The 13,756-nt window shown below is 38.8% G+C and carries 15 protein-coding genes and 1 pseudogene; 10 read left to right on the plus strand and 6 right to left on the minus strand.

Annotated features, from left to right (window positions below):
- Positions 1–1,119: pseudogene (locus FC748_RS21010) on the plus strand (collagen-like protein); the annotation flags it as partial.
- A gap of 304 nt (positions 1,120–1,423) precedes the next feature.
- Here FC748_RS21010 and hemY read toward each other — a convergent pair.
- The 3 genes from hemY to hemE all read right to left on the minus strand — a co-directional run bounded on the left by hemY (position 1,424) and on the right by hemE (position 4,963).
- Positions 1,424–2,848, minus strand: a complete 1,425-nt coding sequence (gene hemY, locus FC748_RS21015) for a protoporphyrinogen oxidase (protein ID WP_108031269.1) — start codon at positions 2,846–2,848, stop codon at positions 1,424–1,426.
- A 14-nt stretch (positions 2,849–2,862) separates the two neighbouring features.
- Complete coding sequence (gene hemH / locus FC748_RS21020; protein ID WP_024362284.1) at positions 2,863–3,783, minus strand: ferrochelatase; 921 nt, start codon at positions 3,781–3,783, stop codon at positions 2,863–2,865.
- A gap of 127 nt (positions 3,784–3,910) precedes the next feature.
- Positions 3,911–4,963, minus strand: coding sequence for a uroporphyrinogen decarboxylase (hemE, locus tag FC748_RS21025; RefSeq protein WP_024362285.1), 1,053 nt, complete (start codon positions 4,961–4,963; stop codon positions 3,911–3,913).
- Positions 4,964–5,196: 233 nt separating this feature from the next.
- On the opposite strand from hemE, the gene FC748_RS21030 reads away from it, so the two are divergent.
- Together FC748_RS21030 and FC748_RS21035 are read left to right on the plus strand one after the other, a co-directional pair.
- Positions 5,197–5,715 (plus strand): antibiotic biosynthesis monooxygenase family protein, encoded by a 519-nt coding sequence (locus FC748_RS21030; RefSeq protein ID WP_108031271.1) that lies wholly within the window; start codon positions 5,197–5,199, stop codon positions 5,713–5,715.
- 22 nt (positions 5,716–5,737) lie between these two features.
- The gene (locus FC748_RS21035) at positions 5,738–6,898 is read left to right on the plus strand and encodes an amidohydrolase (protein WP_108031273.1); all 1,161 of its coding nucleotides are present in this window, start codon (positions 5,738–5,740) and stop codon (positions 6,896–6,898) included.
- 73 nt (positions 6,899–6,971) lie between these two features.
- Here the strand turns inward: FC748_RS21035 and FC748_RS21040 are convergent, their stop codons facing one another.
- Both FC748_RS21040 and FC748_RS21045 read right to left on the minus strand, forming a co-directional pair.
- Complete coding sequence (locus FC748_RS21040) at positions 6,972–8,156, minus strand: ABC transporter permease (RefSeq protein ID WP_108031275.1); 1,185 nt, start codon at positions 8,154–8,156, stop codon at positions 6,972–6,974.
- Positions 8,140–8,889, minus strand: coding sequence for an ABC transporter ATP-binding protein (locus FC748_RS21045; protein WP_024362289.1), 750 nt, complete (start codon positions 8,887–8,889; stop codon positions 8,140–8,142). Before FC748_RS21045 ends, FC748_RS21040 begins: the two co-directional genes overlap by 17 nt.
- Positions 8,890–8,993: 104 nt before the next feature.
- Between FC748_RS21045 and FC748_RS21050 the strand changes: the two genes are divergently transcribed.
- The 6 genes from FC748_RS21050 to FC748_RS21075 all read left to right on the plus strand — a co-directional run bounded on the left by FC748_RS21050 (position 8,994) and on the right by FC748_RS21075 (position 12,366).
- A complete protein-coding gene (locus FC748_RS21050; protein ID WP_025220510.1) occupies positions 8,994–9,407 on the plus strand; it encodes an HIT family protein in 414 nt (137 codons plus the stop codon).
- Positions 9,408–9,586: 179 nt separating this feature from the next.
- Complete coding sequence (locus FC748_RS21055; protein ID WP_024362291.1) at positions 9,587–10,123, plus strand: tryptophan transporter; 537 nt, start codon at positions 9,587–9,589, stop codon at positions 10,121–10,123.
- Positions 10,124–10,330: 207 nt separating this feature from the next.
- The gene (locus tag FC748_RS21060; protein WP_024362292.1) at positions 10,331–10,726 is read left to right on the plus strand and encodes a YtxH domain-containing protein; all 396 of its coding nucleotides are present in this window, start codon (positions 10,331–10,333) and stop codon (positions 10,724–10,726) included.
- A 156-nt stretch (positions 10,727–10,882) separates the two neighbouring features.
- Positions 10,883–11,443 (plus strand): HTH-type transcriptional regulator Hpr, encoded by a 561-nt coding sequence (locus FC748_RS21065; protein WP_029747195.1) that lies wholly within the window; start codon positions 10,883–10,885, stop codon positions 11,441–11,443.
- Between the two features lie 121 nt (positions 11,444–11,564).
- Positions 11,565–12,110 carry a DUF3267 domain-containing protein gene (locus tag FC748_RS21070; protein WP_024362294.1) on the plus strand — a complete coding sequence of 182 codons (546 nt, stop codon included), beginning with the start codon at positions 11,565–11,567 and terminating at the stop codon, positions 12,108–12,110.
- Positions 12,111–12,180: 70 nt separating this feature from the next.
- Positions 12,181–12,366, plus strand: a complete 186-nt coding sequence (locus FC748_RS21075) for a hypothetical protein (RefSeq protein ID WP_010857338.1) — start codon at positions 12,181–12,183, stop codon at positions 12,364–12,366.
- Between the two features lie 181 nt (positions 12,367–12,547).
- Here FC748_RS21075 and FC748_RS21080 read toward each other — a convergent pair whose 3' ends face one another.
- Entirely contained in the window at positions 12,548–12,655 is a 108-nt protein-coding gene (locus FC748_RS21080; RefSeq protein ID WP_080647610.1) for a YjcZ family sporulation protein, read from the minus strand.
- 143 nt (positions 12,656–12,798) lie between these two features.
- Here FC748_RS21080 and FC748_RS21085 point away from each other — a divergent pair, with 143 nt between their 5' ends.
- On the plus strand, positions 12,799–13,755 hold the full coding sequence (locus FC748_RS21085; RefSeq protein ID WP_025220512.1) for a peptidylprolyl isomerase: 957 nt from the start codon (positions 12,799–12,801) through the stop codon (positions 13,753–13,755).
- Position 13,756 lies beyond the last annotated feature (1 nt).

Genomic DNA, 13,756 nt, shown 5'->3' on the forward strand with positions numbered 1-13,756 from the left:
GCGACGGGCATCACGGGTGCTACAGGCGATATTGGGCCAATCGGACCTACGGGCGCGATGGGCATCACGGGCGCTACAGGCGACATCGGGCCGACCGGACCTACGGGTGCGACGGGCATAACGGGCACTACCGGCGATATCGGGCCGACCGGACCTACGGGAGCGATGGGCATAACGGGCGCTACAGGCGACATCGGGCCGACCGGACCTACGGGTGCGACGGGCATAACGGGCACTACCGGCGATATCGGGCCGACCGGACCTACGGGCGCTACAGGCGATATTGGGCCAATCGGACCTACTGGTGCGACGGGCATAACGGGCGCTACCGGACCTACTGGGGCCACTGGCATCACTGGCGCTATCGGACCAACAGGACCTACGGGCGCGACGGGCATCACTGGGGCTCGTGGACCGACGGGACCTACTGGTGAAGAAGGAGACCGTGGAGCTACCGGTCCTACTGGTGCGACGGGTATCACTGGCGCTACCGGCGCTATTGGACCAACAGGACCTACTGGTGCAACCGGCGCGACAGGTGCTATTGGACCAACAGGACCTACTGGTGCAACCGGCGCGACAGGTGCTATCGGACCGACGGGACCTACTGGTGCAACAGGGCCAACAGGACCTACTGGGCCAGCTTTTACAGAAGGCTTCTCTGCATTTTTAAATACTCTAGCGGTTAGTAACTCTACTACTTTAACTAACTGGAGTGTAGCTTCACCTTATTTCACAACACCAGCATTTAACCCAACAACTGGTATATTCACAGTCCCAACAACTGGAAGATATTGCTTTGAAGCAACTATCAACTACTCAACAGTAGCTGCCATCAGTCTTGGCATTGGTGCAGGTGTTAACCCCTCATTTACAATTCGTAGAAATACTACAACTAATTTAATAAACGGTTTATTCCCAGTATTAAATTTAGCTGTTACCCTATTAACTATTAGAGCAGTTCTCGGTAATGGTACTGTAACATTAGCAGGAGAAGTCAATTTGAATGCAGGCGATTTGATTGATTTATTTTATGATGCAAATGGCTTAAGCATTGCATTGACCTTAGGGGGCGCTAACTCCGGTGGTATTGTTTGGTCATGCCACAGAATTTCTTAATCGCTAGACATAGTCTATTCTATGTTCAACAACTCCTATTACTTTTAAGAAAGATGGAAATCTACTAATCCATTGTGCTCCCATCCTGATTAACATTGCAGTTTCTTTTCAATAAACACTAATTATTTGGCGCCTTAAAATTGCCATGCTAATTTTAAAGCGCCCTTTCTTTATTTCAACATTTAAGTAATCCAACACTGTGAAGAACAAAAAAGTGCTTTCAATGATTGCTACTATCATTACTTAAACAAATACTTAAAAACCTATCAAAAAAAGTAGTACAAATGTAAATTTGCACTACTCTTTACTGTTTAAACATATCACTTAAAACTTCATTTGCCACTTTACAGCCTTGCTCTACACACTCTGGAATTGAAATCCCCTCAAAAGAGCTACCTGCAAGTTTTACTGTTGGAAAGTGTTGATAAAGTTCTTCCTTTACACGAGCAATTTTCGCTTCATGTCCAACAGTATATTGTGGCATAGCGTTTTTCCAACGAGAGACAACGGTTGTCACGGGTTCACCGTCTAGCCCTATTGTATTCTTTAAATCTTGTAATACTGTCTTTTCAATCTCTGAATCAGATAAGGCAACTATTGTTTCATCACCGACACGACCAATATAACTACGTAATAATACATAGCCTTCAGGGGTAGTATTCGGCCATTTTCGATTAATCCACGTACAAGATGTTATTGAAAAATCACTATTTCTAGAGACAAAAAACGAAAGTGCATCTAAGTCTCCAAGTTGCTCTTTTTTAAATGCCATCGTCACTGTAGCAATAGTTGCGGCTTTCATCGTATTTAACTCTGTCAAAAGCTGATGCTTATTAAACATCTTTTGTGCAACATTAAATGGTGTTGCGATAATAATTGCATCTGCTGTTATATGTGAAAAATTGTTTAGTACGACTTGCACAGCACCATCTTTACCATGATCAATTTGTTCTACTTTCGCACCTTTCATGACTGTCCCTGGAAGTAGAGATTCTTCTAACTTTTCGATAAGTGTCTCAAGCCCATTTTCAAAGGTTTGAAAAATCCCTTTATCCTTCGTTATCTGATTGAAACTTAGAAAATTTGTTCCTGATTTCTTCATCCCGAAAAGTAAACTACGATATTTTTGCTCCAATTCGTAAAGCTGTGGAAAAATAGAGCGCATACTTAGCTGTTCAATATCCCCTGCAAATGTTCCTGCAAGTAAAGGTTCCACTAGGTTTTCTACAACCTCTGCGCCAAATCTTCTTCGAAAAAACTCCCCTAATGGCTGGTCGTCATCCCGTGCAGAACGAGGGAGAATAAAATCTCCCGCTGCACGAATTTTCCCACTAAGTGAAAACAAACCAGATGTAATGAATGACGAGATATGTGGCGTTGCTCCTGACATCAGACTGCTCGGAATAGGGTACAATTTACTTCCTACAGCTACATAAGTCGGTCCTGAATCTCCGGTAATCATCTTATGTTCAATACTAAGCTCTTTTGCCAGTGCTTGTACATGATTTTCACGATCGAAAAAGGATTCTGGTCCACGCTCGATAATAAAGCCGTCTTTTCTAAGCGTTTGGATTTTTCCGCCAAGACGTAATGACGACTCGACAAGTACGATATCTACCGGCAATTCTTTTGTACGCGCTTGTTTTTGCATATAGAACGCAGCTGTAAGGCCTGTAATACCACCGCCAACAACAACTACCTTTCGTCTTTTTTGAGTCACCAACATCATCACTTTCTTTTCGCTTAGCTTAATTTTTTATGAATGGCATCTACCATCGCATCAATAAACAATGGATGTGTATTTGGCATTGCAGGACGATAATAGTTAGCACCTAACTCATCGCAAACCACTTTACATTCATAATCGTTATCATAAAGTACCTCTAAATGTTCTGTTACAAATCCTACTGGTGTGTAAACAAATGAACGGTACCCCTTTTGCTCATAAAGATCACGTGTTAAATCTTGCACATCTGGACCAAACCATGGCTCTGGTGTTTGTCCTGCTGATTGCCAGCCGACTTCTACATTTTTCACACCCGTCGCTTCTTGAATTAGGCGAGCTGTTTCAATTAATTGGTCTTCGTAAGGATCGCCTAGTTCTTTAATTTTTACTGGAAGTGAATGCGCTGATACGATTAAGCAAGCCTTCTCGCGTTCTTCAGCAGACATAGCATCGAATGTTTCGTTCACTTTCCCCTTCCAATATTCAATAAACTTAGGCTCATCATACCAAGACTCAACAGACGTAATTGTTAGGCGGTCACCTGCTGTTTCCGCTGCGCGGCCATTGTATGATTTAATAGAGAATGTTGAAAAATGTGGTGCTAAGACGATTGATACGGCTTCTTTAATGCCCGCAGCGACCATTTCCTCCACTGCATCCTCAATAAACGGATGAATATGCTTTAAACCAATAAATAACTTGTATTCTACTTCATCTTGCACTTCATTTAAACGTGCACACAAAGCTTCAGCCTGTGCTTCTGTTGCAGCAGCCAGTGGTGATAAACCACCAATTGCCTCATAGCGACTGCGTAAATCTTCTAAATGCTCGTCAGACGGTTTACGTCCATGACGAATATGTGTGTAGTACGGTTCAATATCTTCTTCTTTATAGGGTGTACCATATGCCATCACTAATAAACCTTTAACTTTTTTCATAGTCCTTTTCACCTCTAAATAATAGTTAAACTATATTTTTTGTCTGATTTCTATACGCTAGCACCAACTACACCATAATAAAGTGTAATTGTGTGATTTAAAATGTGCTCTTTTTCACTGTTGATATTTATGAACGTGCTTGAATTTGTTGGGCACTATATTCATGAATTAGTGTTGTTAAACGTTTTAATACGGCTGGATCAACCTCTGGGAATACTCCATGGCCTAAATTAAAGATATGACCTGGCACCTCTAAGCCTTGATCGATAATATCTTTTGTACGTTTTTCAATTACTGACCAATCAGCAAGTAATAATGAAGGATCTAAGTTTCCTTGTACTGGTTTTGTTATACCTTTTGCACGCGCTTCTTTAATCGGTAAGCGCCAATCTAAGCCTACTACGTCGATTGGTAAATCATTCCACTCTTTTACTAAATGGCTTGCACCTACACCGAATTGAATAAGTGGTACATTTTCTTTTTTTAACTCGCCGAAAATACGTGTCATAACTGGTTTAATAAAGACACGATAATCTTCAACACTTAAAGCACCTACCCATGAGTCAAATACTTGAATCGCTTTAGCACCTGCTTCTACTTGTGCAGAAACGTCCGCAATAATCATATCTGCTAATTTATCCATTAACGCAAACCATGCTTGTGGTTCTGAAACCATAAATGATTTTGTTTTATTATAGTTTTTAGAAGGTCCACCTTCAATCATATAGCTCGCTAATGTAAATGGCGCTCCTGCAAATCCAATTAATGGTACATTAAGCTGTTCTTCTGTTAGTAATTTTATTGTCTCTAATACGAAAGGTGTATGTTCCTTTGCATTGAACTCACCTAATTTTTCTACATCTGCTACTGAGCGAATTGGATTAGAAATAACTGGGCCTACACCCGCTTTAATTTTTACATCTATCCCGATACCTGGTAGTGGCGTTACGATATCTTTATATAAAATTGCAGCGTCCACATTGTAGTTTTCTACCGGTAAACGTGTTACATACGCACAAAGCTCAGGTTGATGTGTAATTTCCTCTAATGAATATTTTTCTTTAATTGCACGATATTCTGGCTGAGAACGACCTGCCTGTCGCATATACCAGACTGGTGTATGTTCAGTCCTTTCTCCTCGTGCAGCACGTAGAAGTGTATCATTAAAAAGTGTTGTCATTGATTATTTCCTTCCCCTCGATGAAATTCAAATCTTAAAAAATCACTTGTTTATTCCATTATTATTGATATCCGTTTTCAATAGTAAACGCTTCCTCTGCTATTGTATAGTTTTCCTCATGAAATGTCATAAAATTGTTCTTTCTACGCGCCTTCTTTTTTGACAAAGCGTTCGACTTGCACTTAAATGGAGTTAATCACGCAATTTTAGCTATTCATAAGGAGGGCAAAATAATGTATATTTATTTAACTTCTGGCACAGGAGAATTTATGGAACAGGTGAAAAATAAGTACCCTGATGAGCATATGATTTTATTGCATGGAGAAGGAAATTCTGTGCTTATACATGAAACGGAAGGAAAATCTGTTTTTGCAACCCCACGTAAATTCGAAGTATTGGATTCTGTAAACGAATTAGAAGAACGCGGCTTCTTTGTCTTCAACAATATTCCCGTTACTGATGAAGGTCGTCCTGTATTTGAACATCGTTTTTTAAATCGCGCACGTGCAATTGAGGACGAGCCTGGTTTTGTGGCGTTCCGACTACTACGTCCATTGAATGGTGACACGTATATTGTCATGACACAATGGAATGGACCACACTCATTTGAAGCATGGAAAAGCTCACAAGCCTATAAAACAGCTCATGCCCAACGTGAAGAGCCGACTGGCGTGCGACAACAAAATATTTTTTCTGCCGCTTCCTATGTTTCAACATATAGCGTTGCCCCTCAAGAAGAAGAAGAGGCTTAATTTTTAAAAGGAGCACTTATTTATGAATCAACAATTACTTGAAAAAATTGATGCTCATTTTGAAGAAATGGTGGCGATTCGCCGCCATCTACATATGCATCCAGAACTAAGCTTCCAAGAACAAGAAACAGCCAATTATATTATTCAATATTATCAAAAGCTTGGTGTCCCTGTTGAACCAAATGTTAGCGGCTACGGACTTATCGCGCGCATTAAAGGGAACAAACCTGGTAAAAGAATTGCCTTACGTGCAGATTTTGATGCACTTCCTATCCAAGATGAAAAGGACGTCCCTTACAAATCGACAGTAGCTGGTGTTATGCATGCTTGTGGTCATGATGGGCATACCGCTACATTATTAATCATAGGAAAACTTTTATGGGAAATGCGCGATGACTTAGCAGGAGAATATGTGCTGATTCATCAACATGCTGAAGAAGCCGATCCAGGTGGTGCTATCGGTATGGTACAAGCAGGTGCACTGAACGGGGTTGATGCTATATTTGGAACACACCTATCATCCAATCATCCAACAGGTATGATTGGCTACCGGGTTGGTCCATTAATGGCGGCAGTTGATAGTTTTGAACTGAAAATTCAAGGTAAAGGTGGCCATGGCGCACACCCTCATCAAACAAAAGACGCTATTGTGATTGGCTCCCAACTTGTTATGAACTTGCAACAACTTGTGGCACGCCGTGTAGCGCCAACTGAGTCAGCAGTTCTTACAGTTGGCTCATTCGTTGCTTCGAATGCTGATAACATTATTGCAGATACAGCCTATTTAAATGGAACAATCCGTACTTTTGACAAAGAGGTACGTGAAACGATGGAACGTGAATTTAAACGGGTTGTACATGGCACTGAAATTGCTCAAGATTGCACGATAGAACTTGATTACCGTCGAGGCTATCCAGCAATTGTCAATCATGAAAAAGAAACATATTTTGTTCGAGATATCTCACAAGATATTTGCGATGTTGTTGAAATACCAGCTACAATGGGCGGTGAAGATTTCGCTTACTACTTAGAGGAAAAGCCAGGGACATTTTTCTTCACAGGAGCGGCTCCTACTGAATATGCACCACATCATCATCCAAAATTTGATATTGATGAAAAAGGTATGCTTGTCGCAGCAAAAGTTATGTTAAACGCTGCGCTCGAATATCAATATGTAAAATAAACAAAAAGCTCATTTTACCTACGAAAAATAGGAAAATGAGCTTTTTAACATTGCCACAAACAAACATCCTTTTTTAAGACTTAGACATCTTGGCAGTCAAATCACTTATTACAAAGATAATGATTGGTGTCACATAAAACATCGGCTGTGTCACGCCACAAAGACCAACAATGACAGCTTGGGCAATCATAGTCAGGCGCACTAGTTGCTGAACGGCAACTTTACGTGCATTTTCTGGCAATGGATACAGCATGTCCATACGGAATTCTCCGCTAGCTATTAAAGCTTGCTTTAGCTGAACCGTCGTCGCAAAGCTAAGTGCACCCGCCACAATCCATGTTACCACTGGGATATTGACAAAGGCTGCAATTACGGCTGAGATAACCGTTAAGCGAAGCCATAAATAAAAATGATCGTCTGTACGAATAAACGTACGGAACACTAAATACTTTTGAGCATTGCCCTTTTGGTAGGGAATAAAATTGTAAAACCAGTCAAGCCACGCTCTCCGTCGAATACTTCCATGCAGATGGGGTACATCTGTGAAATAATTTGCAAAACGGTAGAAACTCATCATGCGATTTTGTTCTAGTTTTACAAAATGTTCATATGGTACAGGCTCATTCGCACATTTTTTACGAAACACCCATACATAGACATATCCGATGACCGCCACAAGGAGTGCTAAAAGAAGCTGCATTTGAAGCCCCATATAGACGGTTACACCACATACGATAGCGCGTACTAATCGATCGACCCATATGTAGTGACCACGTTCACTATAACGATAACTAAATTCTCCCTGCACACTTACAAATTTCAAGGCGATGACAATGAAAAATATTGACCAAATATTAAAGGTTGTTAATTCTGTGACAGCTTTTATTAACGGAATACTAATGATATAAACAATTGCCACAATCCAAACTTGTGACCAAAATGTCCACGCTAGCGCCTTTTTAAAATACTGTGACATTTTTGATTCTAATGGCAATAAATATACTTGGTCAGGCTCGCGCAATAATGTTGTTGGGCGGCTAAATGCTAATAGTATACCGATTATTAAAGCAATGAGCCCTTCCGCCGGAAAATCTGTTTCAACGATTTTCAACCATTCACTATATTGATAGCCCCCAGCGCCAACAAGAAATACAAGTACAATCGCTATATGTCCAGTGAAAATAAACTGCATATATTTTTGTACTTCACTGATATAGTGCATGAAGCGCGAGGACCATACATCACGCATGTTCTTCATGGTCCCGCTCCTTCGTCATAGCAATATAGAGGTCATCTAACGTTGCATGAGGCATTGCAAATGCTTTACGTAAATCAGCCATCGTTCCTTGCGCTCGCACTCTTCCTTCATGCAATAAGATAATGCGGTCACAATGTTTTTCGGCCGTCGATAAAATGTGCGTGGACATTAAAATCGATGCCCCCTCTTTTTTCTTTGTATCCATTTGATCTAGCAATGATTGAATACCAAGCGGGTCGAGCCCAACAAACGGCTCATCTATAATATAGAGGCTTGGATTAACTAAAAACGCACACATAATCATTACTTTTTGTCGCATCCCTTTAGAGAAATGCGATGGAAACCAGTTTAAACGCTTTTCCATTCGAAATTCTTTTAACAATAGTTCAGAACGGGCCGCGAGTGTAGCCTCATCTAAACCATAGGCCATCGCGGTTAATGCCAAATGTTCACGCAATGTTAACTCATCATATAAAACTGGTGTTTCAGGAATATATGAAAATGCTGTTCGATACTTGTCCGTGTTTTCTTTTAACGTTACGCCATTTAGACGAATGTCGCCTTCCTTTGGGAGCATTGTACCTATGATATGTTTAATGGTCGTACTTTTACCTGCACCATTTAAACCTATTAGCCCGACAAGTTCTCCTTTACCTATTGTAAATGACAAATCTCTAATCACAGGCTTTTTCGTATAACCACCTGTCACATGTTGCACTTCTAATACCGACATACCCTCACTCCTCTTCTAGTTATTATTTTATCAAAAATTAGCAAATGATTCAGTTATGAGTATGATAGAATAAACTTACATATTAAATAAGGGGGATTTTACGAATGAGCGATTGCCTATTTTGCAAAATCATTGATGGAACAATTCCAAGCACAAAAGTATATGAAGATGAACATGTCTATGCATTCACGGACATTGCACCTGTTGCAAAAGGTCATACTTTATTAATACCTAAACAGCACTGCCAAGACCTATTTGAAATGCCTGAAGATGTAGCGCGTAATTTATATGCGGTCGCACCTAAGCTAGCCAATGCCATTAAAGCAGCATTTAACCCAATTGGCATGAATACTATTAATAACAATGGTGCAGCAGCTGGACAAACTGTTTTCCACTACCACTTACATTTTATTCCGCGTTATGACGAAAAAGAAGGCTTAGGCTTAATTTGGCAAACACAAAAATATACGCCAGAGCAATTGACAGAAGTAGCCGACAACATTAAAGCGAATCTTTAGTGCATTCTTTGGTGCCAGGCACGCAAACAATTTGCATACATGAATGCTGGTTACAATTGGACATGGAACGCTATTGTCAAACGAACAATTTTAGCGTACAATCACTAATAAGTTTCGCTAACGGTCAAGAGGACACGTTAGGAAACAACTAGATTAGCATAGTTGAGGAGAGATTAGAAATGAATACAAAAAATTTAGTGTTAATGGCACTCTTAGTTGGTGTCGGTGCTGCCCTTTATGTGGTCACACCAGGTATGGTTAATGGCATGAAACCTGACTTCATGTTAACAATGATGTTTATCGGTATTTTATTGTTCCCTACAATAAAAGAAACGTTTTTACTTTCCTTGTCAACAGGGGTACTATCCGGTTTGTTTACAACTTTCCCAGCAGGCTTTATCCCAAATATTATTGATAAAGCAGTTACTGGATTTGCGTTTTTAGCAATACTGGTCGTGCTGAAAAAAGTCGTGAGTCATTTTGCTGTATCAGCTATTTTAGTTGGGTTAGGTACCATTTTATCAGGTACAGTCTTTTTATCCGTTGCCCTCTTTGTGTTTAACGCAAACGTTGGCGCAACATTCACAATGTTATTTGTTGGTGTTGTCATACCAGCTGTTGCATTTAACGTTGTAGCCTTTGTGATTATCTATCCAATCGTTGCAAAATTAGTGAAACGCTCTAAATTCAACACGGCAATTTCACAAGCTCTATAACAGCAGCAGATAGTTCTTGTTGCTACACTTTTTAAACGAACAATGAAGACAGGTCCGAACGTAAGACGTTTTAAGGCTAAATATAAGGGAAGAAGCTAAACTGTGAAGCAAAATCACTCGTTTAGCTTCTTTTTTCTTTTTGATTCTATAGATTTCATGGTTTAATAGAGGGAAAGATAACAAATATAGAAATGAGGGTACTTAATTATGAAAGCAAGACCATTTTTACTTGGATTAACAACAGGCATTATTGGTGGGGCAATTGCGGTCCTTTTTTCAACACCTCAATCAGGCCAACAATTACGCACTACTTTATTGTCCAACACAGATAGTGCAAAAGAAAAGCTTCAAGATGTAAAATATCAAGTTAACAACGTGAAACAATCCGTTAGCACATTAACAAATGAAGCGAAAAATAATATACCACAAATAATAAATGATCTAAAACAGTCGATTACTACTTTCTCACAAGAAATCGAACCGACAAAGAATAATTTACAACAAGAAATAGAAGCATTACAGAATTCAATTAACGAAATCGAGAAAAACATTGCACAATTTACTGACAAAAAGAAAAAACCACAAGAAAAAGTACAGGCATAAAGTTTCATAAACCGAAATAAAATCACGTTTTTTTACCAAAAATAATCATCAAAATATTATTTTTTAACCACTTTTCAATTTTTTAATTTTTCTAACTTTAAACTTTTTTTCTTTATTGCTATAATAATTTTAAAACGTTAAAGAAAGCAGCAGGTGATGGCTTTGTCAGAGGAATTATACACGCAAAAAGAAGCGATGCTTTACAGTCAAAGAATTGCACAGTTATCAAAGGCCTTATGGAAAGCAGTTGAAAAAGATTGGCAACAGTGGATTAAACCTTATGATCTAAACATTAACGAGCACCATATACTGTGGATTTCCTATCATTTAAAAGGGGCTTCCATTTCAGATGTAGCAAAATTTGGCGTAATGCACGTTTCAACCGCTTTTAACTTCTCTAAAAAACTAGAAGAACGTGGATTACTAAAGTTTTCGAAACGTGATGATGACAAACGTAATACTTATGTAGAGCTCACTGAAACAGGGACAGACCTTATTATTGAAATGAATAGCAATTATCATAACACATATCATTCTGTACTTGAGGGCTCGTTAGCGTTAAAAGACTTATATGGTCGCTTCCCGGAATTTTTAGATGTGATGGCTGTTATTCGTAATATTTATGGTGAAGACTTTATCGATATTTTTGAACGCTCATTTCAACACTTCCGTGATTCCTTTGACACGTTAGAAGAACGTTCAACTGTAAAAGGATAAATGTATGTTAAAAAGGAGGCGTTTCAGAAACATTTCTGAAATACCTCCTTTCTCTTGCATTCTGTTAGAAATCAATTTACATTAAATAGGACCCTTCCCTATTATGGAGTTGATATTAAACATGCATTGCTGGAAAATTTTAAACCTCGAACATCATTATGGCACCACACGTATCATCATGATGGCTGTAATCGTCTTTCTATCTGTCTTTTCAGTGTCCTATGTGACATTTAATTTATTCAATGATGAGTACTATACTGACCATTTATTCTGGCTATTCGTGGTTGCTGTACTTGCTCTTTACCCTATCCATAAATATATTCACTTTCTCGCATTATTTGACTTACGCCAGCATCTCAAATTACGGATCCGTACCCAATTTTATGTTATTCCTGTACTACACATGCGTATTCGAGAGCCCTTATCAAAAACTAGATATATTTTTGCATTGCTTGCACCCTTTATTGTGTTAAATACAAGTATCGTTATCGGTACATGGCTATTACCTGCCTATACACATTACGGAACATTACTTTTAGCGTATCATTGCAGTTTATGTTTAATTGATATTCTTTACGTGAAATATTTATTAAATTCACCTAAAGATGCCCAAATCGAAGAAACACCGAAGGGCTATGAAATTTTAGTACCACCTACGATTCATTGATTTGCTTGTACTTGTGTTTTATTGAAGTTTTTTGATATGCTAATAATACTGAAAGAGGGGAGGAATAGACTTGCTATTAATGATTGTAGTTCTATTCTCGGTATTCTATTTATTTCAAATTAACCGCATGACATACGCATTGTGCATGCGACGTGAAATTCCCGAAGAAAACCAACCAAAGATATTCCGAACTATCAATATACTTATTACAATTTTACTTGTATCATTTTATGTTGAAATTTTATTTGCAGTCTAATGAAGCCGCATCCGCGCCCGTCCGCACGCGGGTCTTTATTTTTAAAACATTGAAACAGCTATTGGTTTTAAGTGACGCCAAAATTCTTTTGGCCTCGACCCAAGCGTGCGGTGCGAATGCCTAGATATTGCTAAGAAAAGCTAAGGAAAAACATATCCTTAGCTTTTCGGCTTTTTATTAATTAGTATAGGAACGCTGCACCAACAATAATTAATAAAATAAATAACACAACTAATAAAGCAAAGCCTGAGCCGTAGCCACCGCCACCACCGTATCCTCCGTTGCTCATAACTTCACCCCCTTTCTTTTCTATATCCTATGCGCTTTGAAATTTGAAATTTAGGCTATACTCAAGGGGGAACCATTTTGTTTTTAAAACGTTTATGTTATAGTAAAAAATGGACGAAACGAAAGTAAGGAGAGAATATCCATATGAAAAAGACTGTATTATCTTTAACATTAGCAGCCTCAATTTTAGCTCTTGGTGCTTGTAGTGGAGCTGATAAAGCGTTAGTTACATCTAAAGTAGGCGATATTTCAGTATCTGATTTTAACGACAAAGCAAAGACTTTAACAGGCTCTTATGTATTACAACAGATGGTGACAGAAAAAGTATTAGCCGACAAATATGAAGTGACTGATAAAGAAATTAAAGAACAATACGACGCAACGAAATCACAATTTGGTGATAGCTTTGCACAAGCGCTTGCTGAGAACGGCTTAACGGAACAAGGCTTTAAAGATTCTTTACGTGTACAACTGCTTCAAGAAAAAGCTTTAAAAGACAAAGCAATTAAAGAAGAAGACGTAAAAAAATATTATGAACAAATGAAAACAGAATTAAATGGTCGTCATATTCTTGTAGCAGATGAAAAAACTGCGAAAGAAGCTATTGAGAAAATTAAAGGTGGGGCATCTTTTGCTGATGTTGCAAAAGAATACTCAACTGATACTGGTTCTGCAGCAAAAGGCGGCGAGCTAGGTTGGTTTACTGTTGGCTCTATGGTAGATGAGTTCAACGACGCTGCTTATGCACTTCCATTAAATACATTAAGTGAACCAGTTAAATCAAGCTACGGCTATCACGTAATTGAAATTACGGAAAAGCGCGATGTAAAAGGTGTTGGCTCATTTAAAGACGAAGAAGATAAAATTCGTACAACAATGATTAACAAATTAACACAATCTGGTGAAGCTCAAACATTGCTAAAAGACATTGTTGCAAAAATGGCAAAAGATGCAGACTTTAAAACTTCTGATAAAGAATTAAAAGATGCATTACAATCATTTACAACAACATCTGAAGAACAAGCAAAAGCGGCTGAAGAAGCAGCTAAAAAAGCTGAAGAAAAAAGCAAAGACGAATCTACAGATAAAGAATCTAAATAAT

It is taken from the genome of Lysinibacillus sphaericus, from assembly GCF_005217585.1.
Lineage (GTDB): Bacteria > Bacillota > Bacilli > Bacillales_A > Planococcaceae > Lysinibacillus > Lysinibacillus sphaericus.

What these genes read in the sequence shown, in the direction of transcription:
- FC748_RS21080 (WP_080647610.1), bottom strand. Translation starts at nt 12,655, where the DNA reads ATGAGCAACGGAGGATACGGTGGTGGCGGTGGCTACGGCTCAGGCTTT.
- hemY (WP_108031269.1), bottom strand. Translation starts at nt 2,848, where the DNA reads ATGATGTTGGTGACTCAAAAAAGACGAAAGGTAGTTGTTGTTGGCGGT.
- FC748_RS21050 (WP_025220510.1), top strand. Translation starts at nt 8,994, where the DNA reads ATGAGCGATTGCCTATTTTGCAAAATCATTGATGGAACAATTCCAAGC.
- FC748_RS21035 (WP_108031273.1), top strand. Translation starts at nt 5,738, where the DNA reads ATGAATCAACAATTACTTGAAAAAATTGATGCTCATTTTGAAGAAATG.
- FC748_RS21085 (WP_025220512.1), top strand. Translation starts at nt 12,799, where the DNA reads ATGAAAAAGACTGTATTATCTTTAACATTAGCAGCCTCAATTTTAGCT.
- hemH (WP_024362284.1), bottom strand. Translation starts at nt 3,783, where the DNA reads ATGAAAAAAGTTAAAGGTTTATTAGTGATGGCATATGGTACACCCTAT.
- FC748_RS21040 (WP_108031275.1), bottom strand. Translation starts at nt 8,156, where the DNA reads ATGAAGAACATGCGTGATGTATGGTCCTCGCGCTTCATGCACTATATC.
- FC748_RS21070 (WP_024362294.1), top strand. Translation starts at nt 11,565, where the DNA reads ATGCATTGCTGGAAAATTTTAAACCTCGAACATCATTATGGCACCACA.
- FC748_RS21030 (WP_108031271.1), top strand. Translation starts at nt 5,197, where the DNA reads ATGTATATTTATTTAACTTCTGGCACAGGAGAATTTATGGAACAGGTG.
- FC748_RS21065 (WP_029747195.1), top strand. Translation starts at nt 10,883, where the DNA reads ATGGCTTTGTCAGAGGAATTATACACGCAAAAAGAAGCGATGCTTTAC.
- FC748_RS21045 (WP_024362289.1), bottom strand. Translation starts at nt 8,889, where the DNA reads ATGTCGGTATTAGAAGTGCAACATGTGACAGGTGGTTATACGAAAAAG.
- hemE (WP_024362285.1), bottom strand. Translation starts at nt 4,963, where the DNA reads ATGACAACACTTTTTAATGATACACTTCTACGTGCTGCACGAGGAGAA.
- FC748_RS21055 (WP_024362291.1), top strand. Translation starts at nt 9,587, where the DNA reads ATGAATACAAAAAATTTAGTGTTAATGGCACTCTTAGTTGGTGTCGGT.
- FC748_RS21060 (WP_024362292.1), top strand. Translation starts at nt 10,331, where the DNA reads ATGAAAGCAAGACCATTTTTACTTGGATTAACAACAGGCATTATTGGT.